Consider the following 26,099-nt stretch of genomic DNA (forward strand, 5'->3'; position numbering starts at 1 on the left):
TTGCCCGTCGACCTGTCTGTTAGTGCTCGCATCCTTGCTGAGGAAGTTCGCCACTTCCTTAATGTCGTTGCACTGCGGCATGATTTTTGGCTCGTATCTGGCGATAGGCTTTCCGTTGGGTAAACGTGTGTGAGCAGTGCCGAATGGAGTAAGCTTTCCTTCATCCTGTCATGGAGAAAAGCCGGGGGAGACGGTGTCGAGGGCTCGCGGTCAGCAGGCGTTTGCGAGAAAGAGGCTGCGAACGGCCGCCTGACCCGCCTTCTTAACGTTATCCTCATGCGTGTCTTGAAGAGGAGGGCAGGGACACTCTATGTAGGGATAAGACATTTTCTTTGATTCCCGGCGTCGGCCGGCATGACGTTGACAAAGGACGCACATGAGAAACCCAGTTGATACCGCAATGGCCCTCGTGCCGATGGTCGTGGAACAGACCAACCGCGGTGAACGCTCCTACGACATCTATTCCCGCCTGTTGAAGGAACGCATCATCTTCCTGACCGGCGCCGTCGAGGATCACATGGCGACGCTCGTCTGCGCCCAGCTTCTCTTCCTCGAGGCCGAAAACCCGAAGAAGGAAATCGCCCTCTACATCAATTCTCCCGGTGGCGTCGTCACCGCCGGCATGGCTATCTACGATACGATGCAGTTCATCAAGCCGGCGGTTTCGACGCTCTGCATCGGCCAGGCCGCCTCCATGGGTTCTCTGCTGCTGGCCGCCGGCCACAAGGACATGCGCTTTGCCACGCCGAATTCCCGCATCATGGTGCACCAGCCCTCGGGCGGCTTCCAGGGCCAGGCTTCCGACATCGAGCGCCACGCCCGCGATATCCTCAAGATGAAGCGCCGCCTGAACGAGGTCTATGTCAAGCATACCGGCCGCACCTATGAGGAAGTTGAAAAGACCCTCGATCGTGACCATTTCATGGATGCTGACGAGGCCCAGGGCTGGGGCGTGATCGACAAGGTTCTGACGTCGCGCCTCGAGATGGAAGGCGAGCAGGCCTAGTAATTAATTGGGATGGTGTTTTCGCCGCCACAGTTCTATCTCATTTGTGATCGAACAAGGCTTTCATCTGGCGGCGAAGACGCTAATAGTAACTTTAATGCTATGTTGAATTTTTATGACATAGCATTTGGCATTCGAAGGGGATTCGTTGCCGCCGGAACCTGGACATGGTTGATTGGGACCGGTTCGTAGCCCCTGAAGCCCTTCTCGGCAAAGGCTCCGGAAACGGAGTGCCGCCAGGAGCTGATAGAGTGGACCGCGATTTCGCCTTGAAATGCGGCGTGCTGGAAGGAAAGTGATATGAGCAAGGTCAGCGGCAGCAACGGCGGCGACAGCAAGAATACCCTCTATTGTTCGTTCTGCGGAAAGAGCCAGCACGAAGTCCGGAAACTGATTGCCGGACCGACCGTCTTCATTTGCGATGAATGCGTCGAATTGTGCATGGACATCATCCGCGAGGAAAACAAGTCCTCGATGGTCAAGTCCCGCGACGGCGTGCCGACGCCCCAGGACATCATCAAGGTCCTCGACGAATATGTCATCGGCCAGCGTCAGGCGAAGAAGATCCTGTCGGTCGCCGTTCACAACCATTACAAGCGCCTGGCGCACGCCTCCAAGAACGGCGAAGTCGAACTGGCGAAGTCGAACATCATGCTCGTCGGCCCGACCGGCTGCGGCAAGACCTATCTTGCCCAGACGCTCGCCCGCATCATCGACGTTCCCTTCACCATGGCCGATGCGACGACGCTGACGGAAGCCGGTTATGTCGGCGAGGACGTCGAAAACATCATCCTGAAGCTCTTGCAGGCCGCCGACTACAACGTCGAGCGCGCCCAGCGCGGCATCGTCTACATCGACGAAGTCGACAAGATTTCGCGCAAGTCCGACAATCCGTCGATCACCCGCGACGTCTCGGGCGAGGGCGTGCAGCAGGCGCTCCTGAAGATCATGGAAGGCACGGTCGCTTCCGTCCCGCCGCAGGGCGGTCGCAAGCACCCGCAGCAGGAATTCCTGCAGGTCGACACGACGAATATCCTGTTCATCTGCGGCGGCGCTTTCGCTGGCCTCGACAAGATCATCTCCGCCCGCGGCGAGAAGACCTCGATCGGTTTCGGCGCCACCGTCAAGGCCCAGGACGACCGCCGCGTCGGCGAAGTCCTGCGGGAACTCGAGCCGGAAGATCTGGTCAAGTTCGGTCTAATCCCCGAATTCATTGGCCGTCTGCCGGTTCTGGCGACACTCGAGGATCTCGATGAGGATGCGCTGATCCAGATCCTGTCCGAGCCGAAGAACGCGCTGATCAAGCAGTATCAGCGCTTGTTCGAGATGGAGGATGTGGAACTGACCTTCCACGAGGATGCGTTGCGCGAAATCGCCCGCAAGGCGATCGTCCGCAAGACCGGCGCCCGCGGCCTTCGCTCGATCATGGAGAAGATCCTGCTCGACACGATGTTCGAATTGCCGACGCTGGAAGGCGTGCGCGAGGTCGTCATCTCCGAGGAAGTGGTGCGCGGTTCGGCCCGTCCGCTTTATATCTATGCCGACCGCCAGGAAGAAAAGGCCAACGCTTCGGCGTGACCTTGTTCGGCGTGACCTTGCACTTTCGCACCATTATTTTGGGGGCTTGCCATCGGCAGGCCCCTTTCTATTTGAAAAATCATGTGAGGCGCTGTTAGTATTTTGCCGGTGGGACCAAAAATGCCTTTGCCGATGTTGCGCAGGGGTAATGCTTGGCAATGATGGGATGATCTCGTAAGCCTGTTGCTGGCGTTGTAATGAGCCTGGCCGGAATTGGTAAGCGCCGGTCCAGCCACGGGCTTCATAGTGTTGACGTTCCGTTGTAACAAAGCTGTCACATCCGAGGGACGCGGGCGTTAGCGTGGCTTGAAAAGCGTAGTTAGAACCTCCACTTGTAGGGCCAAGTGAGAGCCGGCCGATCCCAAGCGGCCGTGCAGAGAGCCCGGCAACGGGACGATGGAAAGGACATAAAATGACGAAGAAAACGTCTGTAGCGAGCAGCACTGCCTACCCTGTTCTGCCTTTGCGTGACATCGTGGTTTTCCCGCACATGATCGTGCCGCTGTTTGTCGGACGGGAAAAGTCGATCCGTGCGCTTGAAGAGGTCATGGGCTCGGACAAGCAGATCATGCTGGTGACGCAGATCAACGCCAGCGACGATGATCCGGACCCTTCGGCGATCCACAATGTCGGTACCGTGGCAAACGTGCTGCAGCTGCTGAAGCTTCCTGATGGCACCGTCAAGGTTCTGGTCGAAGGCCGCGCCCGTGCCGAGATCGACACCTACACGAGCCGTGAGGATTTTTATGAGGCGCTCGGCCATGTGCTCGAAGAGCCGCATGACGATCCGGTCGAACTGGAAGCCTTGTCGCGCTCGGTCGTTTCCGAATTCGAAAGCTATGTGAAGCTCAACAAAAAGATTTCGCCCGAAGTGGTCGGCGCCGCCAGCCAGATCGACGACTATTCCAAGCTCGCCGATACGGTCGCCTCGCATCTGTCCATCAAGATCACCGAGAAGCAGGAGATGCTGGAGACGACGAGCGTCAAGCAGCGTCTCGAAAAAGCTCTCGGCTTCATGGAAGGCGAGATCTCGGTCCTGCAGGTCGAAAAGCGCATCCGCTCGCGGGTCAAGCGCCAGATGGAGAAGACCCAGCGCGAATATTATCTCAATGAGCAGATGAAGGCGATCCAGAAGGAGCTCGGTGACGGCGAGGAAGGCCGTGACGAGATGAGCGAACTGGAAGAGCGCATCTCCAAGACCAAGCTGTCCAAGGAGGCCCGTGAAAAGGCTGATGCGGAGCTGAAGAAGCTGCGCCAGATGAGCCCGATGTCGGCCGAAGCCACCGTCGTGCGCAATTATCTGGACTGGCTGCTCGGCATCCCGTGGGGCAAGAAGTCGAAGATCAAGGCCGATCTCAACAATGCCGAGAAGATCCTCGAAGCCGATCACTTCGGTCTCGACAAGGTCAAGGAGCGCATTGTCGAATATCTCGCCGTGCAGGCCCGCGCCACCAAGATCAAGGGACCGATCCTCTGCCTCGTCGGCCCTCCCGGCGTCGGCAAGACCTCGCTCGCCCAGTCGATCGCCAAGGCGACCGGCCGTGAGTATGTCCGCATGGCGCTCGGCGGCGTTCGCGACGAGGCCGAAATCCGCGGTCACCGCCGCACCTATATCGGCTCGATGCCCGGCAAGGTCATCCAGTCGATGAAGAAGGCGAAGAAGTCCAACCCGCTCTTCCTGCTCGACGAAATCGACAAGATGGGCATGGACTTCCGCGGCGATCCGTCTTCGGCCCTGCTCGAAGTGCTCGATCCGGCGCAGAACTCGACCTTCATGGACCACTACCTGGAAGTCGAATACGACCTGTCGGACGTGATGTTCATCACGACCGCGAATACGCTGAACATCCCTGCACCGCTGATGGACCGCATGGAGATCATCCGTATCGCCGGCTACACCGAGGACGAGAAGCGCGAGATCGCCAAGCGGCACCTGCTGCCGAAGGCCATCAAGGAACATGCGTTGCAGCCGGAAGAATTCTCGGTCAGCGACGACGCCCTGATGGCGATCAGCCAGCAGTACACCCGTGAAGCCGGTGTCCGCAGCTTCGAACGCGAATTGATGAAGCTCGCCCGTAAGGCGGTGACCGAGATCATCAAGGGCAAGACGAAGTCCGTTCACGTGACGGCCGCCAACATCGCCGACTACCTCGGCGTCCCGCGCTTCCGCCATGGCGAAGCCGAGGGCGAGGATCAGGTCGGCGTCGTCACCGGTCTTGCCTGGACGGAAGTCGGCGGCGAGCTGCTGACCATCGAAGGCGTGATGATGCCGGGCAAGGGCCGCATGACCGTTACCGGCAATCTGAAGGACGTCATGAAGGAATCGATCTCGGCGGCGGCCTCCTATGTCCGCTCGCGCGCTGTCGATTTCGGCATCGAACCGCCGATGTTTGAAAAGAACGACATCCACGTGCACGTGCCGGAAGGGGCGACGCCGAAGGATGGCCCGTCGGCCGGTGTCGCCATGGCAACCGCCATCGTCTCGATCATGACCGGCATCCCGGTGAACAAGCATGTGGCCATGACCGGTGAAATCACCCTTCGCGGCCGTGTGCTGCCGATCGGTGGTCTCAAGGAAAAACTGCTCGCAGCGCTTCGCGGCGGCATCAAGAAGGTGCTGATTCCGGAGGAGAACGCCAAGGATCTGGCGGAGATTCCGGACAACGTGAAGAACAGCATGGAGATCATCCCGGTCTCCCGTATGGGCGAGGTGATCAAGCACGCTCTGATCCGCCGGCCGGAGCCGATCGAGTGGGATGGCACGGTGGAAACGCCCGTCATTACCTCGGTCGAAGGCCTTGATGACACGGGCGCGGCCATAGCGCATTGAGTGGCATTTGCCACATTTATGCCCATTTGGCGCAAAAGACGCGAAAAGGCTGGCGGAAACGCCAGCCTTTTTTGTGAAAACGTCATGGAGACGCTTGCTTTTCCTTGATTTGCAGGGCTTTTGGGTTCCCGGCGGGCCTGATGAAACCTATTCTGCGCCTAGCTTAGATTTGAGTCGTTTCATACCATTTAGAAAGGGGTGGAAACATGAACAAGAATGAACTCGTGTCCGCAGTGGCCGAAAAGGCAGGACTGACGAAGTCTGACGCGGCTTCCGCTGTTGACGCGGTTTTCGACGTTGTCCAGGCCGAACTCAAGAACAAGGGCGACATCCGCCTCGCTGGTTTCGGCAGCTTCACCGTTTCTCATCGCGCTGCAACGAAGGGCCGTAACCCGTCGACCGGCGCTGAAGTCGATATCCCGGCTCGCAACGTGCCGAAGTTCACGCCCGGCAAGGGCCTGAAGGACGCCGTCAACGGCTGATTTGATCGTCCGCCGGCCGTAAACGAGAACGGCTGAGCAGGATTTCGAGGGGTTCGGCACTGCCGGACCCCTTTTTGTTTTGCCCTTGCTGCATGCTGCGCATTGTTTTACGAACGATGCTGTTCTCAGGGCGGGGTGAAAGTCCCCACCGGCGGTAAGGGCTGCGGCCCGAGCCCGCGAGCGCCTTCTCAAGCTTCGCCCGGAGAGGGGTCAGCAGATCCGGTGCGATTCCGGAGCCGACGGTATAGTCCGGATGAAAGAGAATGAGCATGGCCGCGAGCGGGCAGGGGACTGCCGGCGTCTGCGCGCCGTCGCCTCATGCGTCCTGATTTATGTTGGTCCCTGTTCTGGATGGAAGACATGAATCAGAATTCCCTTGCAGTCTCGCAATCTCGCGCCATTGCCGGCGCCGTTTTCATGGTGCTTGGAGGTGTCGCCTTCTCGCTGCTCAACATCGTCACCCAATGGCTGACCATGAAGCTCGCCTTTCCGCCAGCCTCAGCAGCCTTCTGGCAATATGCCTTCGCCCTCCTCTTCTCCTTGCCCTTTCTGCGCAAATCAGGCCTTGCGGCTATGCGTACGGACTATCCCTGGCGGCACGTCGTGCGCGTCGTCTTTGCCGCGCTTGGTGTCGAGGCCTGGGTTTCCGGTCTTGCCTCAGTGCCGATCTGGCAAGCGATCGCGCTGGTCATGACCTCACCCTTCTTCATCATTCTCGGCGCCCGCCTGTTCCTCGGTGAGCGCGTCGGCCCGGCCCGCTGGGCAGCGACGGGTGTCGGCTTTGCCGGCGCGATGATCATCCTCCAGCCATGGTCGGACAGCTTCACCTGGGCGGCGCTTCTGCCAGTGCTCTCGGCGCTGCTCTGGGGTTCCTCCTCGCTTGTCACCAAGAGCCTGACCGGTATCGAGAGGCCAGAGACCATCACCGTCTGGCTGTTGGTGCTGCTGACGCCGATCAACGGCGGTCTGGCGCTTGTGGCGGGCTTCGCCGTGCCGACAGGCGCGGCCCTCGCGCTCTTCTTTCTGGCAGGCCTCCTGACGGTCGTGGCGCAATATCTGCTGAACCCTAGCCTATGCCAGCGCCGACGCCGCCTATGTCCAGCCGTTCGATGATCTGAAGCTACCGCTCAACGTGCTCGCCGGCTGGCTGTTCTTTGGTTATGCGCCTGCCGGCTATCTGTGGTTCGGCGCTGCACTCATTCTTTCCGCGTCGCTCTTCCTCATGAGGAATGAGATGCGTCGGGAAAAACAGGCGGCCTGACGCCGACCCTCTGATAATCTTGCGGGCTGTCATGTCTCTGTCATGGCAGTCCCGCAAAACCCCTCTGTTCGATCGTTCGACATTGGGGGTTTCATGACAATTTCATCCCGCAAGGCAGCACTCGCTGCCGTGCTTCTCGCATCCGTCGCCGTCCCGGCTGCGGCCGAGCCGGTTTTCAACCGCATCGCCTCTTTCCCGGTCGCTGAGAACCTGCCTGGTGACAAGGACAAGCTGTCGCAGACATCCGCAGAAATCATCACCGCGACCGACGACGGCAACACCCTGATCTATAGCGACAGCCCGCTCGGTGCGATCGGCTTCATCGACATCACCGACGCCAAGGCCCCAAAATCCGGCGGCGCGCTGATGATGGATGGCGAGCCAACATCGGTCACCTCGAGCGCCGGTAAGGCGCTGGTTGCCGTCAATACCTCCGAAAGCAAGGCCAGGCCCTCCGGCCGCCTCGCAATCGTCGACGTAGCGACGAAAAAGATCGAGAACACCTGCGATCTCGGCGGCCAGCCGGATTCCATCGCCCTCAACAAGGACAAGACGCTCGGCACCATCGCGATCGAAGACGAGCGCGACGAAGACGTCAATGACGGCAATATCCCGCAGATGCCGGCCGGCGACCTCGTCGTTTTCCGGGTCAAGAACGGCGCAGTCGATTGCGGCAGCATCAAGCACGTGACGCTGACCGATCTCGCCGGCGTTGTCCCCGAGGATCCGGAGCCGGAATTCGTCGCCTTCAACGGGCTGAACGAGATTGCCCTGACGCTGCAGGAAAACAACGAGATCGTCATCATCGACGCCAATACGGCTGAGGTGAAGACGCATTTCTCCGCCGGCAGCGTCGATCTCACCGGCATCGACACCAAGCGGGACGGCGCCCTGAAATTCACCGGCGAATCCAAGGGGGTGCTGCGCGAGCCTGATGCCGTGAAGTGGCTGGACGACAACCGCCTCGTCGTCGCCAATGAAGGCGATTACCACGGTGGGTCGCGCGGCTTCACCATCTTCGACAAGACGGGCAAGCTTCTCTACGAATCGGGCGCATCCTTCGAACGCGCCGTCGCCCATATCGGCCACTATCCGGAAAGCCGTTCGGAATCGAAGGGCGTCGAGCCGGAAGGCCTTGAAGCCGCCAAGTTCGGCGATGACCAATATTTCTTCCTGCTCGCAGAGCGCGCTTCGGTCGTCGGCGTCTATAAGGACACCGGCGCCGATCCCGAACTTGTGCAGCTTCTGCCGTCGGGCATTTCGCCGGAGGGCGGGGTCGCCATCCCTGCACGCAATCTCTTTGCGACCGCAAATGAACTCGATCTCGGCAAGGACGGCGGGGTGCGCTCGCATGTGATGATCTACGAACGTTCGGAAGGCGAAAAAGCCTATCCGCAGATCGTCTCGGCCGAGAAGGACGGCAATCCGATCGGTTTCGCAGCGCTTTCGGGTCTTGCCGCCGTGCCCGGCAAACCGGGCATGCTCTACGCCGTCAGCGACAGCGTTCTGGGCTCGCAGCCGACGATCTATACGATCGACGCAACCAAGAAGCCGGCCGTCATTACCGACAGGTTGGTCGTCAAGCGTGACGGCGCCCCCGCCCAGAAGCTCGACATTGAAGGCATCGCAGCGGCCGCCGACGGCTCCTTCTGGCTCGCCTCGGAAGGCTATAGCGAACGCCTCGTCCCGCACGCCCTCTACAACGTTAATGCTAAGGGCGACATCAGGGCCGAGATTGCCCTGCCGAAGGAGCTTACCGCCAACGAAATCCGCTTTGGCTTCGAAGGCGTCACCATTATCGGCACCGGCGATGATGCCACGCTGTGGATGGCCGTTCAGCGCGAGTGGGGCGATGACGAGAAGGGCTTCGTCAAGCTCGTCTCCTACAATCCGAAGAAGAAGGAATGGGGCGCGGTGCGCTATCCGCTCGACAAGACGGAAAGCGGCTGGGTTGGTTTGTCTGAGATCTCGGCCCACGGCGACAGCGTCTACATCATCGAGCGCGACAACCTGGTCGGCGACGCCGCCAAGTTGAAGAAGCTCTACAAGGTGGCGATTTCGGAATTGAAGCCCGCCAAGCTCGGGGGCGAACTGCCGGTCGTCAAGAAGACCGAAGCGCACGACTTCCTCGGCGAACTGAAGACGGCGACCAACGGCTATGTGCTCGACAAGCTCGAGGGCTTCACCTTCGATGCCTCGGGCAAGCCTTACGCCGTCACCGACAATGACGGTGTGAGCGACTCTTCCGGCGAGACCTTGTTCTTCCCGGTCGAGCTGAGTGCCACGAACTGAGTCAGGATAGACGGCACATAATGAAGAGGCCGGGTGAAAGCCCGGCCTCCGTTGTTAGAAGACCCCTGCCCACAAGGGACCCCTTGTGGACAGGGGTTGGGGGTAAGCCCTACCAGCGCTGATGCACATGCGGCGCGATCAGCCGCTCGTAGATCACACGCGTCGCCGCCATGACATCGGCCGAGAGCGGTGCGAGATCGGCGGCGGCCGCATTGGCTCTCGCCTGTTCGGCATTGCGGGCGCCTGGGATGACGACGGTGACCGCATCGCTCATCAGGATCCAGCGCAGCGCGAAGGCGGCCATGGTGGCGCCGGCCGGCACCAGCTTGCGCACTTCCTCGACCGCCTGCAGCCCGACCTCGAAAGGTACGCCGGCAAAGGTCTCGCCGACATCGAAGGCTTCGCCGTGGCGGTTGAAATTGCGATGATCGTCGCTGGCAAACTGCGTCTCGCGGCTGATCTTGCCGGAGAGAAGACCACTTGCCAACGGCACGCGGGCGATGATCGCCACGTTCCTGCGCCGCGCCTCTTGGAAGAACAGATGGTCGGGGCGCTGGCGAAAGATGTTGTAGATGATCTGAATGCTGACGACGCCTGGATATTCGATCGCCTTCAGCCCGTCCTCGACCTTTTCGACGCTGACGCCGTAACCCTTGATCTTGCCAGCGCTCTGCAGCGCCTCGAGACCTTCGAAGACCTCAGGCTGGTAAAGCACCTCGCGCGGCGGGCAGTGCAACTGCACGAGATCAAGACTCTCGACAGCGAGGTTTCTGAGGCTGCGGTCGATGAAGCCGTCGAGATTGGCCTTGGTATAGCCTTCCGCGACATGTGGGTTGAGGCGGCGGCCTGCCTTGGTTGCGACCATCGGACGCTCGCCGCCGCGCGTCTTCAGGACATCGGCAATGATCTTTTCCGAGCGGCCGTCGCCGTAAACATCCGCCGTGTCGATGAACGTCATGCCGGCATCGAGCGCGGCATTCAGCGCCGCCCGCCCGTCCGCTTCGCTGATATCGCCCCAGGAGCCGCCGATCTGCCAGGCGCCGAAGCCGACATTGGTGACGGTGAAGGGCATGCGACCGAAAGCATGGTGTTTCATGAGAAATTCTCCAGGTGATGAAAGATATTGGCCTACCAGCCGGGCGGCTATGCGGCAATTAGCGATCCGGCCTTGATCGGTCGTCTCGATGAAATATCGTCAGGTTACAAAGCTTCAACCGCAATGGAATAGAAAAGGAACGATCATGGAGATCAAACCCGCCGGCTCCCGCCCCTCAATGAAACCGCCGGCCGATTATTTTACCGGCGCCGTCCGCCAGGACCCGCTGATCGAGCCGCCGTCGCCCGCCCGGGTGCGGGCGACCTCCGTCACCTTCGAACCGGGTGCCCGCACGGCGTGGCATACGCATCCGCTCGGCCAGACGCTGATCGTCACCTCGGGCAAGGGCCTTGCCCAGAGCTGGGGCGAGGAAATCCGCGAAATCCGCGCCGGCGACACCGTCTGGTTCGAGCCTGGCGAGAAACATTGGCATGGTGCTGCCCCGGACACGGCGATGACCCATATCGCCATTCATGAAGCGTTGGACGGCAGCCATGTCGACTGGATGGAGCATGTCAGTGACGAACAATATGCCGGCAAGGCGTGAGCGGATCAGAGCCGCTTCAGGCAATAGGAAAAATGCGCGTGCGATTCGACCGTCAGGAATTCGAATTGCCAGCCATAATCCTTGCAGAATTTCGTAACCGCCTCGACGACCCCATAGACGATCGGCTTGACCGTATTGCCGGTGCAGAAATCGTGACCGGCAATGCGCCCCGTCCGCTTCACCTTCTTTTCGCAGAGCAGGAGCTCCTGCCAGGTGAGCTCGAAGGAATGGTCGGTATCGATGTAGGCCCAGTCGAGAAAATCGTCCTCGAACTCGGCCAGCTTTTCGAGCGAGGTGCCCTGCATCAGATGCAGCCGCCCGGCTGCGATCTCGGCCGCGAACTGCGTGTGGATAGAATCGAGGCCGGAGCTGTAGCGGTCCATTGACCAGGGATCGATGAGGTAGAGCTGCGCCGGGCGGTTCTTTTCCAGAATCTCCGCCGTATATTCGCCGAAGGCTGCTCCCACTTCGACGCCGATCCCGCCGTTCGGGATCCGGTAGAGCAGCTCGCCGCGATCCGGCAGCAGCCGGGCATTTTCCATGTGGTGGGCGCTGAGCGGCGTGCGCGGCATGCTGGCCCTGAGCGCCTGCCTTTCTTCACGTGTCTTCATTTCTGATCTCGGGATTGGGGCGGCTGACGGCCCTGATGCGGTTCGAGGGGAACGTAGGAGCAGCCGACGCGGATGACAACGGCATGACAAGAATTTGCTTCTTTCAGACAAAACGTTAAGTTTCGCCTGTCGAACTGACGAAAGAGCCCTGGGAGGAGCGACTTCATGAGACGGATGTGGCCCGAAGAGTTCAATGCCATCATTGCCGGTGCTGAAGAAGTGATGCTGGAATCGTCCGCCGAGCCCGGCGCCGGCGAGCCGCTGCACCGGAAAGCGCTGAAGGCGCGCATCGCCATGGAAGATTACGAGCGAATCTGGCCACTCGCCGAGATGCGCTTCCGCTTGGGCGAGGGACCTTTCGCTGGCAAGGCCATCACGCTCATCACCACCAACCCCCATTATCATCGCTGGCATCCCAAAGATGGCGGCAGCGTCGAATCCGTCTCGGACAGCGGTCGCCACTACAAGACGGATTACCTCGTCGTGCATTTCCTGCTCGATGACGTAAGGGAAACCTCGCCCGCCTGACGGGCTTTCCCGGTGTCGCCAAACGGCGACGCCGGGGATACTGACGTCGAGGTTGATCCTTCACCCTGATGACAATGGCGGCGATATCGCTAAGCTCCCGGAACGATCCTTGCCAATTGGAGGTTCCTATGACGGGCAATGTGCTGGATATTCCGGTCAAGACGGTGGATGGTCGACCAACCACGCTGAACGAATACAAGGGCAGGGTGCTTCTGATCGTCAACGTCGCCTCGAAATGCGGGCTCACGCCGCAATATGAGGGGCTTGAAAAGCTCTATGGGGAAAAGCGCGAGCGCGGCTTCGTCATCGCCGCTTTCCCCGCCAACGACTTCAAGGGCCAGGAACCCGGCACCGATGCCGAGATCCTCGATTTCTGCACTTCCACCTACGACGTTACCTTCCCGATCTTCTCGAAGATTTCGGTCAAGGGCGAGGCCCAGCACCCGCTCTACCGGCAACTGACCAAATCGGGCGTGACGACCACCGGCGACGGCCCGATGCGCGAACGCCTGAAAGCCCACGGCATATCAGGCGGCGACGAGGACGACATCCTCTGGAACTTCGAAAAGTTCCTGATCGGCCGCGACGGCGAAATCGTCGCCCGATTCGCACCTGATGTGACGGCGGATGATCCGCGGCTGGTTTCAGCGGTGGACAGAGAACTGGCGAAGGGATGAACACCTCCCACTGCCGGCGCGTCCGGTCGCGATGATATGCAAAGACGCTGCTTGGGCTCAGATCCCAAGCACGGTCACCAGCGGCGGCGTAAAGTCCTTGAAGCCCAATCTCGGCCAGTCGCATCTTCTGTCGAATTTGGTCTTTGGTTCGTGGCGCTGACAGTTCGGATTCGTCTTGAATGCGTATCCGGGCAGACTGACATATGTGGCGCTCGGCGCCCCAACGGCAATCGCGATGCACAGCGTCAATGCGGAGCTGAGAGTCCTCATGGCACACCCTCCAGGCATGGGAGACCTTCAAGCGCGGAGACTTTCCGGCGACGAATACTCCCACTTTGGCCGGCCCGCATCCATTCGCCTAATAGGAGGTGGTTTGGCGGCAAGAGTACTCCGTTTTGATGGAGTGACGGCTTTAGACGGCAGCTGCCGGGGTGGCGCCTTGCTAAGCGGGCATATGACGAATGCCGCCTTGAATATCGTGATGGAAAAGGGCCGGGCCTCGGTCTGTGAGCCCGTGGCATTACTTTGGTATTTAACGCTTGAAAGGAAGAAATGGTGGGCGATGAGAGACTCGAACTCCCGACATCCTCGGTGTAAACGAGGCGCTCTACCAACTGAGCTAATCGCCCATCGCTGGCGAAGCCGTATCGGCCTGCTGCGTTGGTGGCCGTGATCTATGCGGATCGCGGCAAAACCGCAAGAGTGTTTGTGAAGATTTTTTGATTTTTTTGGCGGCGCTCTGGCGCCTTGCAATGTCGATCCGGGCGGCCAGGCTGTGGATAAAGGGGAGGGGAAGAGCGCCTGCCTGTACGGTTTGGCCGTGCCGCCGGCTTCCATCGGGCGTCGGTGCAGCCTCCGGGAAACGGAATCACCGGCTTTTCATTCTCGCCGCATGGTCGTTGCCGAAACAATTCAACGACTGTCATGGTTTTGTCTCCAAACCTGCTTGACACTAAAAGGCGAACCCCGTAGTTAGCCGCTCATCGAAACGGGCAGCCGTTTTGGTGAGGGTGCGAAGGCATCCGGATTGCTTGAAATGAAGTGCGGGTGTAGCTCAGTCGGTTAGAGTGCCGGCCTGTCACGCCGGAGGTCGCGGGTTCGAGCCCCGTCACTCGCGCCATTTCAAAGCAGGCGTCAGATCGCCGCCGTCCGGTTCTTCCGTCCACTATGCGCGGGTGTAGCTCAGTCGGTTAGAGTGCCGGCCTGTCACGCCGGAGGTCGCGGGTTCGAGCCCCGTCACTCGCGCCATTCTCTTCCGAAAGCCATGCAGTTTCCAGGGGTCAGGCATGCAGCTTGAATCGACTTCTGCGGATTTGTCGCGACATCGTTGCATCTGCTTGATAATGTCCGCGCGCGACGCGTCGAATTGCCTCTGTAAAAGTCTTGCGCCGGGGCTTCGGCTGCGCTAACCACGGCTTGTTGCAACGCACGTTCGCTTGCCGGGCAATTGCCCAAATGCGCCGCCTGGCGCCTCCGGCAAGCAAGGATGAACATGATGACTGAACTGCTCAGTTCCTATATTCCGATCGCTATCTTTATCGCCATTGCGCTTGTCATCGGCCTGGCGCTGCTCATTGCGCCGTTCGCCGTGGCTTTCAAAGCGCCCGATTCGGAAAAGCTCTCGGCTTACGAATGCGGTTTCAACGCCTTCGACGACGCCCGCATGAAGTTCGACATCCGCTTCTATCTCGTGTCGATCCTCTTCATCATCTTCGACCTCGAGGTCGCCTTCCTCTTCCCTTGGGCCGTTTCCTTCGGCGCCATCGGCTGGTTCGGCTTCTGGTCCATGATGGTCTTCCTCTTCGTGCTGACCATCGGCTTTATCTATGAATGGAAAAAGGGAGCCCTGGAATGGGAGTGACCCCTGTGAGCAATCAGCCGCTCGTCGCCCAGCAGCCGAAGGGGATCATCGATCCCTCGACCGGCAAGCCGATCGGCAGCAATGACGCATTCTTCGGCGAGATCAACAACGAGCTCGCCGACAAGGGTTTCCTCGTCACCTCGACCGACGAGCTGATCAACTGGGCGCGCACCGGCTCGCTGATGTGGATGACCTTCGGTCTTGCCTGCTGCGCTGTCGAAATGATGCAGCTGTCGATGCCGCGTTACGACGTCGAGCGCTTCGGTTTTGCGCCGCGCGCCTCACCGCGCCAGTCCGATGTGATGATCGTCGCCGGCACGCTGACCAACAAGATGGCGCCCGCCCTGCGCAAGGTTTACGACCAGATGCCTGAGCCGCGTTATGTCATCTCGATGGGCTCCTGCGCCAATGGAGGCGGCTACTACCACTATTCCTATTCCGTGGTGCGCGGCTGCGACCGCGTCGTGCCGATCGACATCTACGTGCCGGGCTGTCCCCCCACGGCAGAGGCGCTGCTCTACGGCGTGCTTCTGCTGCAGAAGAAGATCCGGCGCACCGGCACGATCGAACGCTAAGGGTTAAGGACAAGGCATATGAGTGAAGCCCTGACTGAGCTTGCGTCTTACCTTGGCGAAGCGCGCGGCAACCTGATCGCCGCATCGCAGCTGAAGTATGGCGAGCTGACGCTGACGGCGACGGGTGAAAACCTGATCGCGCTTTTGACCTTCCTGCGCGACGACGCCAAATGCGGTTTCGTCAACATGATCGATATTTGCGGTGTCGACTGGCCACAGCGCGAGCTGCGTTTCGACGTCGTCTATCACCTGCTGTCGCCGAAGAAGAACCTGCGCATCCGCGTCAAGGTCGCAACGGACGAGGATACGCCGGTTCCCTCCGCCTGCGCCGTTTATCCAGGCGCCGACTGGTTCGAGCGCGAAACCTGGGACATGTACGGCGTACTCTTCACCGGCCACCCGGACCTGCGCCGCATCCTGACCGACTACGGCTTCGAAGGCCACCCGCTGCGCAAGGACTTTCCGACGACCGGTTTCGTCGAGGTCCGCTACGACGACGCGGCCAAACGTGTCGTGTACGAGCCGGTCGAACTGAAGCAGGAATTCCGCAACTTCGATTTTATGTCGCCCTGGGAAGGCACCGAATACGTGCTGCCCGGCGATGAGAAGGCGAAGCAGTAGTTTTAGGGATTAGGCAGAAGCCAGCAGGCAGTAGTGATAAGGGAGAATGGCAACGGCGATTAATTCCTATCAGGATCTTACGGTGTGGCAGCGCTCAATGGATCTTGCGGTTGAATGTTACGGCCTGACCAAAGAATTTCCGAAAGAGGAAATTTATGGCCTCACCTCCCAGGTAAGACGTTCAGCGGCGTCCATCGCGGCAAACATAGCGGAAGGTTACGGACGCGAGGCAACAGGTGCGTATGTGCACCATTTGAAAATTGCTCAAGGGTCCCTGAAGGAGTTGGAAACGCATCTGATACTTTCGGCGCGAGTCGGAATGACCACGGTGTCGCAGACCCAGTTGGCGCATTCCTTGATCACCGAGGTAGCAAAGATGCTGCGGTCGCTCATTCGCCGCCTGCAGGATGGACAGAACGAACGTGAGAACTGAAAACGACACTATTGCCTATTGCCCACTGGCTAATGCCTGCAATAGCGGAGCGCTTGCAAATGACCGAACATAACGTCCGCAACTTCAACATCAATTTCGGACCGCAGCATCCGGCGGCGCATGGCGTTCTTCGTCTTGTCCTGGAGCTTGACGGCGAAATTGTGGAGCGGGTCGATCCGCATATCGGCCTCCTGCACCGCGGCACCGAGAAGCTGATCGAAACCAAGACCTATCTTCAGGCGGTGCCCTATTTCGATCGCCTCGATTATGTCGCGCCGATGAACCAGGAGCATGCCTACGCGCTGGCCGTCGAAAAACTGCTCGGCATCCAGATCCCGATCCGCGGCCAGCTGATCCGCGTGCTCTATTCGGAGATCGGCCGCATCCTCTCGCATCTCTTGAACGTCACGACGCAGGCCATGGACGTCGGTGCGCTGACGCCGCCGCTCTGGGGCTTCGAAGAGCGTGAAAAGCTGATGGTGTTCTATGAACGCGCCAGCGGCTCGCGCATGCATGCCGCCTATTTCCGTCCGGGCGGCGTCCACCAGGATCTGCCGGAAAAGCTTGTGCAGGACATCGGCGACTGGTGCGATCCCTTCCTGAAGGCGCTCGATGACATCGACGATCTTTTGACCGGCAACCGTATCTTCAAGCAGCGCAACGTCGATATCGGCGTCGTCTCTCTGGAAGATTGCTGGGCCTGGGGCTTCTCCGGCGTCATGGTGCGCGGTTCGGGCGCGGCCTGGGACCTGCGTCGCGCCCAGCCTTACGAATGTTATTCCGATCTCGAATTCGACATCCCGATCGGCAAGAACGGTGACAATTACGACCGTTACCTGATCCGCATGATCGAGATGCGCCAATCGGTGCGCATCATGAAGCAGTGTGTCAATCGCCTGCTCTCGGATGCCAGGACCGGTCCTTTCTCGTCGATCGACGGCAAGGTCGTGCCGCCGAAGCGAGGTGAGATGAAGCGCTCGATGGAAGCGCTGATCCACCATTTCAAGCTCTACACCGAAGGCTACCACGTGCCTGCCGGCGAGGTTTATACCGCCGTCGAGGCGCCGAAGGGCGAGTTCGGCGTCTATCTTGTCTCCGATGGCTCGAACAAGCCGTATCGCTGCAAGATCCGCGCTCCGGGTTACGCCCATCTGCAGGCAATGGACTTCATGTGCCGCGGCCACCAGCTTGCCGACGTCGCAGCTGTGCTTGGCTCACTCGATATCGTCTTCGGCGAGGTGGACCGCTGATGCAGCTTCTGCCGCTGGCCGTCGCAATTCTTCTTGCGGCATCCGGGGTTTCGGCCCAGGAGGCCGACACCCTCGGCACGCCGTTGGGCCATAAGGAAGTGACGCCGCCGGCGGCGCAAGCGTCCATGGGCGAGCTTTTGTCCAAGGGCTATCAGATCAAGGCCGCCGTTCCGAACGGCAGCAAATTCGTCGTATTTATGCAGAAAGACCAGTCTGCCTATGCCTGCGAAATGCAGTCTTTGACCGCTTCGCGGTGTGGAACCCTAAACTGACAAGGCGTGAGGAAGAATGTCCGTTCGTCGATTAGCCGAAGATCAATTTCAGCCTGCCGCATTCGCTTTCAGCGATGAAAACGCGGTCTGGGCGGACAAGACGATCCAGAAATACCCCGCCGGCCGCCAGCAGTCGGCGGTCATTCCGCTGCTGATGCGGGCGCAGGAACAGGACGGCTGGGTCACGCGCGCGGCGATCGAAAAGATCGCCGACATGCTTGACATGGCCTATATCAGAGTGCTCGAAGTCGCGACCTTCTATACGCAGTTCCAGCTGCATCCTGTCGGCACGCGCGCCCATGTCCAGGTCTGCGGCACCACACCCTGCATGCTGCGCGGCTCGGAAGCGCTGATGTCGGTCTGCAAGAGCAAGATCCATTCCCATCCTTTCGAGCGCAATGCCGAAGGCACGCTCTCCTGGGAAGAGGTCGAATGTCTTGGCGCTTGCGTCAACGCCCCGATGGTGATGATCGGCAAGGACACCTATGAGGATCTGACGCCCGCCCGTCTCGAAGAGATCATCGATACCTTCGCCGCCGGCAATGGCGCGAGCATCAAGCCGGGCACCCAGATCGATCGGATATTCTCCGCACCGGAAGGCGGCCCGACCTCGCTGACGACGGAAGAGCCGAAGGCAAGGACACGCGCCAAGAAGGCTGATGCCGAAAGCCTATCGGCTCCGGTTGACGCCGCTCCGGTTCCGCCCTCCGAGGCCGCCCGCCCGAAGAGCACCGATGCCGAGACCAATGCGGCCCTGAAGACGCCGGCAACGGCGCCGAAGGCTGCGGCGAAGAACGCCAAGGCAGCTCAGGAACAGCCGGTTTCCGGCACCGCGGCTGCCGAGTCGGCCCCGGCCGTCAAGGCCGAAGCCGCGGCGGCGAAGCCCAGCCTGACGGACAAGAATCGCCCGTCCGGCATCGAAAAGCCCGCCGCGCCGGATGATCTGAAGATGATCTCCGGCGTCGGCCCGAAGATCGAGGCGACGCTGAACGAAATCGGCATCTTCACCTTCGCGCAGGTCGCGAGCTGGAAGAAGGCCGAACGCGAATGGGTCGACGGCTACCTGAACTTCCGCGGCCGCATTGAGCGCGACGACTGGGTCAAGCAGGCCAAGGCGCTCGCCAAGGGCGGCGAAGCGGAATATATCAAGGTCTTCGGCAAGAAGCCGCGGTAAGAGGTGAAGCATGTTACAAGATAAAGACCGCATCTTTACCAACATCTACGGCCTCAAGGACAAGTCTCTGAAGGGCGCGATGAGCCGCGGCCACTGGGACGGCACCAAGCAGATCCTCGAAAAGGGCCGCGACTGGATCATCAATGAGATGAAGGCGTCGGGCCTTCGCGGCCGCGGCGGCGCCGGCTTCCCCACCGGCCTCAAATGGTCCTTCATGCCGAAGGAAAGCGACGGCCGCCCGCACTACCTCGTCGTCAATGCCGACGAGTCCGAGCCCGGCACCTGCAAGGACCGCGACATCATGCGCCACGATCCGCATACGCTGATCGAAGGCTGCGTCGTCGCCAGTTTCGCCATGGGCGCCAATACGGCCTACATCTATGTGCGCGGCGAGTATATTCGCGAGCGCGAAGCGCTGCAGGCGGCAATCGACGAATGTTATGACTATGGTCTGCTCGGCAAGAACAACAAGCTCGGCTGGGACATGGACATCTTCGTCCATCACGGCGCCGGCGCCTATATCTGCGGCGAAGAGACCGCGCTGCTCGAAAGCCTCGAAGGCAAGAAGGGCCAGCCGCGCCTGAAGCCGCCATTCCCGGCCAATATGGGCCTATACGGCTGCCCGACGACGGTCAATAACGTTGAATCGATCGCTGTTGCGCCGACGATCCTGCGTCGCGGCGCCGGCTGGTTCTCGTCCATCGGCCGCCCGAACAATGTCGGCACCAAGCTGTTCATGCTCTCCGGCCACGTCAACAGGCCGTGCACGGTCGAAGAGGAAATGGGCATCACCTTCCGCGAACTGGTCGACCGCCATGCCGGCGGCATCCGCGGCGGCTGGGACAATCTGCTCGCCGTCATTCCGGGCGGCGCATCCTGCCCGATCGTTCCGGCCAAGGACATTATCGACTGCCCGATGGATTTCGACGGCCTGCGCGGCGTCGGCTCTTCCTTTGGCACGGCCGCCGCGATCGTCATGGACAAGTCCACCGACGTCATCAAGGCGATCGCCCGCATCTCCGCCTTCTTCAAGCATGAGAGCTGCGGCCAGTGCACGCCCTGCCGCGAGGGCACGGGCTGGATGTGGCGGTTGATGGAACGCATGGCCAAGGGCAATGCCCAGAAGCGCGAAATCGACATGCTGTTCCAGGTGACCAAGCAGATCGAAGGCCACACCATCTGTGCGCTCGGCGACGCCGCCGCATGGCCGGTGCAGGGTCTGATCCGTAACTTCCGCCCCGAGATCGAAAAGCGCATCGACCAGTATACGGCAAGCGCGCTCGACCACGGCGCGGTTCTGGAGGCGGCTGAATAATCATGACGGACAAGGCATCGAAAAGTGGGAAGAAGGAAGAGACCGCCGATATCGCGGCCGGCTTCGGCCGTCTTGCCGCCGAGATGCTGGAAAACGCACGGGCGATGCCTGTGCATCCGCTGATGGCGCATCCCGCCGCAGCCTTTGCCGCAGCAACGGCGATCGGCTTCGGTTTCTCGACGCAGATGGCGGGCGCCTTTTTCGGGGCCTTCCAGAGCGCGCTGGAAACGACCGGCAAGCTTGCCGCCGCCCTCGACGACACGCCGCCGGACGAGCCGATGCCCGATGTCGAAATACGGCCGGAAAATATCCGTCCGGCCGTCAAGGTTTTCACCAAGCCCGCGGCCGACAAATCCGAGCTCGAGAAGAAGGCAGGGCCGAGACTGACCGTGGTTAAACCGGCGAGCGCGCCAATCCCGGCAAGCGAACCGCAGCCGGCCAGCAAGGCAAGGTCGGTCGCGAAGGCAAAGCCGGTTGCGCGGGCTGCAAAGGCCGACGATCTCAAGCTGATCGCCGGCATCGGCCCGAAGCTGGAGCAGGTGCTGAATGCAAGGGGCGTTCGCAGCTTTGCCGAGATTGCCGCCTGGACCGACGAGGACATCGCCCGGCTCGACGCCGATCTCGGTTTCAACGGCCGCATCGCCCGCGATGACTGGATCGGACAGGCGAAGGTTCTCGCCGGGCGGGGTCGCAGAAGGAAATGAACTGTCCGGCCGTGCAAACCGGCCGGAAACATGGGCAGATCGGCGGACGGGCGGGGCCTCACGCTGCAGATGCCGGTGCGGGTTCCGGGTCTGGAACGCGCGACAGAAAATTTGGGCGACATCGGCTGCCGGCAGGACGAAAGATCCGGCTCGGCAAAGAGAATGTTGCAAAAACGAGTTTGTTTGCCGTCATCAGGCAAACGGGAAACAGGACTGAGCGACGATGGCAAAACTGAAGATTGACGGCAACGAGATCGAAGTTCCGGATCATTTCACGCTATTGCAGGCGTGCGAAGATGCCGGGGCCGAGGTTCCGCGCTTCTGCTTCCATGAGCGTCTGTCGGTTGCCGGCAATTGCCGCATGTGCCTTGTCGAAGTGAAGGGCGGCCCTCCGAAGCCGCAGGCTTCCTGCGCCATGAGCGTTCGCGACATCCGCGGCGGCCCGAACGGCGAACTGCCCGAGGTCTTCACCAACACGCCAATGGTCAAGAAGGCCCGCGAAGGCGTAATGGAATTCCTGCTGATCAACCATCCGCTCGATTGCCCGATCTGCGACCAGGGTGGCGAATGCGACCTGCAGGACCAGGCGATGGCCTTCGGCATCGACACCTCGCGCTATCAGGAAGACAAACGCGCCGTCGAGGACAAGTATATTGGCCCGCTCGTCAAGACGGTAATGAACCGCTGCATCCATTGCACGCGTTGCGTCCGCTTCACCACCGAAGTCGCCGGCATTTCCGAACTCGGTCTGATCGGCCGCGGCGAGGATGCTGAGATCACCACCTATCTCGAACAGGCGATGACCTCCGAACTGCAGGGCAACGTCGTCGACCTTTGCCCGGTCGGCGCGCTCACCTCCAAGCCCTTCGCCTTCACCGCGCGCCCCTGGGAGCTGAACAAGACTGAATCGATCGACGTCATGGATGCCGTCGGTTCGGCGATCCGCGTCGACACCCGCGGCCGCGAAGTCATGCGCATCCTGCCGCGCGTCAATGAGGCGATCAACGAAGAGTGGATCTCCGACAAGAGCCGCTTCATCTGGGACGGTCTGAAGACCCAGCGCCTCGACCGGCCCTATGTCCGCCGCGACGGCCGCCTGCAGCCGGCGAGCTGGGCCGAGGCCTTCGGCGCGATCAAGGCTGCCGTCGGCTCCACCTCGGGCGACAAGATCGGCGCGATCGCCGGCGATCTCGCGTCCGTCGAGGAAATGTATGCGCTTTCCGAACTGGTGAAGTCGCTCGGATCGGCCAATCTCGACTGTCGCCAGGATGGGGCGGCACTCGATCCGTCGCTCGGCCGCGCAAGCTACCTCTTCAACCCGACCATCGCAGGCATCGATCAAGCCGACGCGCTGCTGATCATCGGCGCCAATCCGCGCTTCGAGGCGGCAATCCTGAATGCCCGCATCCGCAAGCGCTGGCGCCGCGGCAAGTTCCCGATCGGCGTCATCGGCGAGCCGGGCGAACTGCGCTACAGCTATGACTATCTCGGTGGCGGTCCCGACACGCTGAAGGATCTGGTCGACGGCACTCACGCCTTCGCTGATGTCCTGAAGAACGCCGCCAAGCCGATGATCATCATTGGCCAGGGCGCGCTGTCGCGCAGCGATGGCGCCGGCGTTCTCGCCAGTGCCGCCAAGCTCGCCGGTTCGGTCGGCGCTGTTGTCGAAGGCTGGAACGGCTTCGCCGTTCTTCACACCGCCGCCTCGCGCGTCGGCGGCCTCGATCTCGGTTTCGTGCCCGGTGCCAAGGGCGCCAATGCCGCCGAGATGCTGACGTCGATGGACGTGCTTTTCCTGCTCGGCGCCGATGAACTCGACTTCACGGCGAAGAAGGCGGGGCTGACTGTCTATATCGGTTCGCATGGCGATAACGGCGCGCATCATGCCGACGTCATCCTGCCGGCCGCCGCCTATACCGAAAAGTCCGGCACCTGGGTCAACACCGAAGGCCGCGTCCAGATGGGCAGCCGCGCAGGCTTTGCACCGGGCGATGCCCGCGAGGACTGGGCAATCATTCGTGCCCTTTCCGACGTGCTCGGCAAGAAGCTTCCCTTCGATTCGCTGAGTGAATTGCGTGGCCGGCTCTATGCCGCTTTCCCGCATTTCGCCGCCATCGACGAGATCGCCGAAACCGATAGCGCCCAAATTGCCGCAGTTGCGAAAAAAGCCGGCAAGATGAACAAGTCAGGGTTTGCGTCGCCGGTCAAAGACTTCTATTTGACGAACCCGATCGCGCGCGCCTCGGCTGTCATGGCCGAGTGCTCGGCATTGGCCCGCAACAACTTCAAAGTCGCGGCAGAGTAAGGGCAGGGGACCATGGATTCTTTCTTTTCGACCTATGTCTTGCCGGCGATCATTATGATCGGGCAGTCACTGCTGCTTCTCGTCTGCCTGCTCGTCTTCATCGCTTACGTGCTGCTTGCCGACCGCAAGATCTGGGCGGCCGTGCAGCTGCGCCGCGGTCCGAACGTCGTCGGTCCCTTCGGCCTGTTCCAGTCCTTCGCCGACCTTCTGAAGTTTGTCTTCAAGGAGCCGATCATTCCGGCCGGCGCCAACAAGGCGGTGTTCCTGCTCGCTCCGCTGGTGACCGTGCTTCTGGCGCTGTCGACCTGGGCGGTGGTGCCGCTCGCCGACGGCTGGGTGATCGCCAACATCAATGTCGGCATCCTCTATATCTTTGCGATCTCCTCGCTCGAAGTCTACGGCATCATCATGGGCGGCTGGGCTTCGAACTCGAAATATCCATTCCTCGGCGCGCTGCGCTCGGCAGCACAGATGGTGTCCTACGAAGTCTCGATCGGCTTCGTCATCGTCACCGTGCTTCTCTGCGTCGGTTCGCTGAACTTGACCGATATCGTCAATGCGCAGCATACCGGCCTCGGAACCGTGCTCGGCCTGCCGGCGTCGTTCCTCGACTGGCACTGGCTGTCGCTTTTCCCGATGTTCATCGTCTTCTTCATTTCGGCGCTGGCCGAGACCAACCGTCCGCCCTTCGACCTTCCGGAGGCCGAATCGGAACTGGTTGCCGGCTTCATGGTCGAATACGGCTCCTCGCCATACATGATGTTCATGCTCGGCGAATATGCGGCCGTCTGCCTGATGTGCGCGCTGACCACGATCCTCTTCCTCGGCGGCTGGCTTCCTCCGGTCGATATCTGGATACTCAACTGGGTTCCCGGCATCATCTGGTTCACCCTGAAGGCTTGCCTGGTGTTTTTCATGTTCGCGATGGTCAAGGCCTTCGTCCCACGCTACCGCTACGACCAGCTCATGCGCCTCGGCTGGAAGGTCTTCCTGCCGCTGTCGCTCGCCATGGTCATCATCGTTGCATTCGTGCTGAAACTGATGGGATGGGCGTAATGATCTCAGCTCTCGTTTCCGGCAAAATTGGAGGTTGAAGATGGCAAGCTTGTCCAGCTCCATCAACTCGCTGTTCCTCAAAGAATTCTTCGGCGCGTTCTTTCTGTCGATGCGCTATTTCTTTCGCCAGAAGGCGACGATCAACTACCCCTTCGAAAAGGGTCCGGTCTCCCCGCGCTTCCGCGGCGAACATGCGCTGCGCCGTTATCCGAATGGCGAGGAACGCTGCATCGCCTGCAAGCTCTGCGAGGCGATCTGTCCTGCCCAGGCGATCACCATCGAGGCTGGTCCGCGCCGCAACGACGGCACACGCCGCACGGTGCGCTATGACATCGATATGGTGAAGTGCATCTATTGCGGCTTCTGCCAGGAAGCCTGCCCGGTCGACGCGATCGTCGAGGGTCCGAATTTCGAATTTGCCACGGAAACTCGCGAAGAGCTCTATTTCGACAAGGCGCGCCTTCTCGATAACGGAGACCGGTGGGAGCGTGAAATCGCCCGCAACATCGCGATCGACTCGCCGTACCGCTGATTGAGATCTGAAATGCCGCGATGGAGCTGCTCGCTCCTGTCGCGGTCAATATGCACAGGAGCTTTGCCGGCGAGTGCCGCGAAGCTCCATCGGGCAGGGAAAACTCCCGGCTGCCCGGGGGAAGATGAAAAAGGCACCAACATGGGTCTGCAGGCTCTATTTTTCTACCTTTTCGCCTTTGTCGCAGTGGCGTCGGCGTTCATGGTCATCTGGGCGAAGAACCCGGTTCACTCGGTTCTGTTTCTGATCCTGGTGTTCTTCAACGCGGCCGGTCTGTTCCTGCTGCTTGGCGCCGAGTTCCTGGCGATGATCCTGCTCGTCGTCTATGTCGGCGCCGTCGCCGTCCTCTTCCTTTTCGTGGTGATGATGCTCGATATCGACTTCACCGAATTGAGGGCAGGCGTTCTCGAATATGCGCCGATCGGTGGATTGATCGGGATCATCCTGGCGGCCGAACTGATCGTCGTGATCGGCGGCAGCGTCATCTCGCCTGATATCGCCAAGTCCGTCGCCATGCCAATCCCGGCGCTCAGCGAGCGTACGAATACGGCCGCTCTCGGCGACGTGCTTTACACCAACTACGTCTATTTCTTCCAGATTGCCGGCTTGGTGCTGCTGGTCGCCATGATCGGCGCGATCGTGCTGACGCTGAGGCATCGCACCAACATCAAGCGGCAGAATATCTCAAGGCAGGTTGCCCGCACGCCCGCCACCGCCGTCGAGGTGGTGTCGGTCAAGCCCGGGCAGGGCGTCTAAAGGCAGGTCAAGGAACAAAGAACATGGTCATCGGACTTTCCCATTACCTGACGGTCAGCGCCATCCTCTTCACGCTCGGCGTCTTCGGCATCTTCCTCAACCGGAAGAACGTCATCGTCATCCTGATGTCGGTCGAACTGATCCTGCTTGCGGTCAACATCAACATGGTCGCCTTCTCTCACTTCCTGAACGACATTGTCGGTCAGGTCTTCGCGCTGTTCATTCTGACGGTCGCGGCTGCCGAAGCGGCGATCGGTCTTGCAATTCTCGTTGTCTTCTACCGCAACCGCGGCTCGATCGCGGTCGAAGACGTCAATATGATGAAGGGCTGAGTGGC

General features: G+C 60.6%; 25 protein-coding genes, 3 tRNA genes, 1 pseudogene and 1 riboswitch. Of the genes and pseudogenes, 25 read left to right on the forward strand and 4 right to left on the reverse strand.

Annotation, left to right across the window (positions count from 1 at the left end):
* Positions 1 to 376: 376 nt before the first annotated feature.
* From clpP to RHE_RS08145, 6 genes and pseudogenes are all read left to right on the forward strand, one after another.
* A complete protein-coding gene (gene clpP, locus RHE_RS08115; RefSeq protein WP_003573944.1) occupies positions 377 to 1,006 on the forward strand; it encodes an ATP-dependent Clp endopeptidase proteolytic subunit ClpP in 630 nt (209 codons plus the stop codon).
* Positions 1,007 to 1,306: 300 nt separating this feature from the next.
* Entirely contained in the window at positions 1,307 to 2,584 is a 1,278-nt protein-coding gene (clpX, locus tag RHE_RS08120) for an ATP-dependent Clp protease ATP-binding subunit ClpX (RefSeq protein WP_004680013.1), read from the forward strand.
* A 412-nt stretch (positions 2,585 to 2,996) separates the two neighbouring features.
* Positions 2,997 to 5,414, forward strand: coding sequence for an endopeptidase La (gene lon / locus RHE_RS08125; protein WP_011424914.1), 2,418 nt, complete (start codon positions 2,997 to 2,999; stop codon positions 5,412 to 5,414).
* A 206-nt stretch (positions 5,415 to 5,620) separates the two neighbouring features.
* On the forward strand, positions 5,621 to 5,896 hold the full coding sequence (gene hupB / locus RHE_RS08130; protein ID WP_003558438.1) for a DNA-binding protein HupB: 276 nt from the start codon (positions 5,621 to 5,623) through the stop codon (positions 5,894 to 5,896).
* A 117-nt stretch (positions 5,897 to 6,013) separates the two neighbouring features.
* A riboswitch (FMN riboswitch) is annotated at positions 6,014 to 6,165 on the forward strand.
* 82 nt (positions 6,166 to 6,247) lie between these two features.
* Positions 6,248 to 7,157: pseudogene (locus RHE_RS08140) on the forward strand (DMT family transporter).
* A 93-nt stretch (positions 7,158 to 7,250) separates the two neighbouring features.
* Entirely contained in the window at positions 7,251 to 9,449 is a 2,199-nt protein-coding gene (locus tag RHE_RS08145) for an esterase-like activity of phytase family protein (RefSeq protein WP_011424916.1), read from the forward strand.
* Between the two features lie 109 nt (positions 9,450 to 9,558).
* Here the strand turns inward: RHE_RS08145 and RHE_RS08150 are convergent, their stop codons facing one another.
* Positions 9,559 to 10,545: an aldo/keto reductase gene (locus RHE_RS08150; protein ID WP_011424917.1), complete on the reverse strand. Its 987-nt coding sequence runs from the start codon at positions 10,543 to 10,545 to the stop codon at positions 9,559 to 9,561.
* Between the two features lie 145 nt (positions 10,546 to 10,690).
* Here RHE_RS08150 and RHE_RS08155 point away from each other — a divergent pair, with 145 nt between their 5' ends.
* On the forward strand, positions 10,691 to 11,092 hold the full coding sequence (locus tag RHE_RS08155; protein WP_020920998.1) for a (R)-mandelonitrile lyase: 402 nt from the start codon (positions 10,691 to 10,693) through the stop codon (positions 11,090 to 11,092).
* A 5-nt stretch (positions 11,093 to 11,097) separates the two neighbouring features.
* On the opposite strand, the gene RHE_RS08160 is transcribed toward RHE_RS08155, so the two are convergent.
* Positions 11,098 to 11,703 carry a class I SAM-dependent methyltransferase gene (locus RHE_RS08160; protein ID WP_010009373.1) on the reverse strand — a complete coding sequence of 202 codons (606 nt, stop codon included), beginning with the start codon at positions 11,701 to 11,703 and terminating at the stop codon, positions 11,098 to 11,100.
* Between the two features lie 165 nt (positions 11,704 to 11,868).
* Between RHE_RS08160 and RHE_RS08165 the strand changes: the two genes are divergently transcribed.
* Entirely contained in the window at positions 11,869 to 12,231 is a 363-nt protein-coding gene (locus RHE_RS08165) for a hypothetical protein (RefSeq protein WP_011424920.1), read from the forward strand.
* A gap of 128 nt (positions 12,232 to 12,359) precedes the next feature.
* The gene (locus tag RHE_RS08170) at positions 12,360 to 12,908 is read left to right on the forward strand and encodes a glutathione peroxidase (RefSeq protein WP_011424921.1); all 549 of its coding nucleotides are present in this window, start codon (positions 12,360 to 12,362) and stop codon (positions 12,906 to 12,908) included.
* A gap of 57 nt (positions 12,909 to 12,965) precedes the next feature.
* Here the strand turns inward: RHE_RS08170 and RHE_RS34960 are convergent, their stop codons facing one another.
* Positions 12,966 to 13,178 (reverse strand): hypothetical protein, encoded by a 213-nt coding sequence (locus RHE_RS34960; protein WP_041678617.1) that lies wholly within the window; start codon positions 13,176 to 13,178, stop codon positions 12,966 to 12,968.
* Between the two features lie 283 nt (positions 13,179 to 13,461).
* A tRNA-Val gene (locus RHE_RS08180) sits at positions 13,462 to 13,537 on the reverse strand.
* A 414-nt stretch (positions 13,538 to 13,951) separates the two neighbouring features.
* Here RHE_RS08180 and RHE_RS08185 point away from each other — a divergent pair.
* The 16 genes from RHE_RS08185 to nuoK all read left to right on the forward strand — a co-directional run bounded on the left by RHE_RS08185 (position 13,952) and on the right by nuoK (position 26,094).
* Positions 13,952 to 14,028 (forward strand) — tRNA-Asp (locus tag RHE_RS08185).
* 51 nt (positions 14,029 to 14,079) lie between these two features.
* Positions 14,080 to 14,156 (forward strand) — tRNA-Asp (locus RHE_RS08190).
* A gap of 247 nt (positions 14,157 to 14,403) precedes the next feature.
* A complete protein-coding gene (locus tag RHE_RS08195; RefSeq protein WP_007626195.1) occupies positions 14,404 to 14,769 on the forward strand; it encodes an NADH-quinone oxidoreductase subunit A in 366 nt (121 codons plus the stop codon).
* Entirely contained in the window at positions 14,760 to 15,344 is a 585-nt protein-coding gene (locus tag RHE_RS08200; protein WP_008521904.1) for a NuoB/complex I 20 kDa subunit family protein, read from the forward strand. Before RHE_RS08195 ends, RHE_RS08200 begins: the two co-directional genes overlap by 10 nt.
* Before the next feature lie 18 nt (positions 15,345 to 15,362).
* Complete coding sequence (locus RHE_RS08205) at positions 15,363 to 15,965, forward strand: NADH-quinone oxidoreductase subunit C (RefSeq protein ID WP_011424923.1); 603 nt, start codon at positions 15,363 to 15,365, stop codon at positions 15,963 to 15,965.
* A gap of 46 nt (positions 15,966 to 16,011) precedes the next feature.
* The gene (locus RHE_RS08210) at positions 16,012 to 16,398 is read left to right on the forward strand and encodes a four helix bundle protein (protein ID WP_011424924.1); all 387 of its coding nucleotides are present in this window, start codon (positions 16,012 to 16,014) and stop codon (positions 16,396 to 16,398) included.
* A 59-nt stretch (positions 16,399 to 16,457) separates the two neighbouring features.
* Positions 16,458 to 17,648 carry an NADH-quinone oxidoreductase subunit D gene (locus RHE_RS08215; protein ID WP_011424925.1) on the forward strand — a complete coding sequence of 397 codons (1,191 nt, stop codon included), beginning with the start codon at positions 16,458 to 16,460 and terminating at the stop codon, positions 17,646 to 17,648.
* Positions 17,648 to 17,920 (forward strand): hypothetical protein, encoded by a 273-nt coding sequence (locus tag RHE_RS08220; protein ID WP_011424926.1) that lies wholly within the window; start codon positions 17,648 to 17,650, stop codon positions 17,918 to 17,920. The genes RHE_RS08215 and RHE_RS08220 overlap by 1 nt, the downstream gene beginning before the upstream one ends.
* A 16-nt stretch (positions 17,921 to 17,936) precedes the next feature.
* Positions 17,937 to 19,094: an NADH-quinone oxidoreductase subunit E gene (locus tag RHE_RS08225; RefSeq protein WP_011424927.1), complete on the forward strand. Its 1,158-nt coding sequence runs from the start codon at positions 17,937 to 17,939 to the stop codon at positions 19,092 to 19,094.
* 10 nt (positions 19,095 to 19,104) lie between these two features.
* Positions 19,105 to 20,409 carry an NADH-quinone oxidoreductase subunit NuoF gene (nuoF, locus tag RHE_RS08230; RefSeq protein ID WP_011424928.1) on the forward strand — a complete coding sequence of 435 codons (1,305 nt, stop codon included), beginning with the start codon at positions 19,105 to 19,107 and terminating at the stop codon, positions 20,407 to 20,409.
* A 2-nt stretch (positions 20,410 to 20,411) separates the two neighbouring features.
* Complete coding sequence (locus tag RHE_RS08235) at positions 20,412 to 21,113, forward strand: 5' DNA nuclease (RefSeq protein WP_011424929.1); 702 nt, start codon at positions 20,412 to 20,414, stop codon at positions 21,111 to 21,113.
* 223 nt (positions 21,114 to 21,336) lie between these two features.
* Positions 21,337 to 23,418: an NADH-quinone oxidoreductase subunit NuoG gene (gene nuoG, locus RHE_RS08240; protein WP_011424930.1), complete on the forward strand. Its 2,082-nt coding sequence runs from the start codon at positions 21,337 to 21,339 to the stop codon at positions 23,416 to 23,418.
* A 12-nt stretch (positions 23,419 to 23,430) separates the two neighbouring features.
* A complete protein-coding gene (gene nuoH, locus RHE_RS08245; protein ID WP_011424931.1) occupies positions 23,431 to 24,474 on the forward strand; it encodes an NADH-quinone oxidoreductase subunit NuoH in 1,044 nt (347 codons plus the stop codon).
* Positions 24,475 to 24,514: 40 nt separating this feature from the next.
* On the forward strand, positions 24,515 to 25,006 hold the full coding sequence (nuoI, locus tag RHE_RS08250; protein ID WP_004680064.1) for an NADH-quinone oxidoreductase subunit NuoI: 492 nt from the start codon (positions 24,515 to 24,517) through the stop codon (positions 25,004 to 25,006).
* Between the two features lie 141 nt (positions 25,007 to 25,147).
* Positions 25,148 to 25,762 (forward strand): NADH-quinone oxidoreductase subunit J, encoded by a 615-nt coding sequence (locus RHE_RS08255; protein ID WP_011424932.1) that lies wholly within the window; start codon positions 25,148 to 25,150, stop codon positions 25,760 to 25,762.
* 23 nt (positions 25,763 to 25,785) lie between these two features.
* Positions 25,786 to 26,094: an NADH-quinone oxidoreductase subunit NuoK gene (gene nuoK / locus RHE_RS08260; RefSeq protein ID WP_010066755.1), complete on the forward strand. Its 309-nt coding sequence runs from the start codon at positions 25,786 to 25,788 to the stop codon at positions 26,092 to 26,094.
* Positions 26,095 to 26,099: the final 5 nt, after the last annotated feature.

The organism is Rhizobium etli CFN 42, assembly GCF_000092045.1.
GTDB classification, from domain to species: Bacteria; Pseudomonadota; Alphaproteobacteria; order Rhizobiales; family Rhizobiaceae; genus Rhizobium; species Rhizobium etli.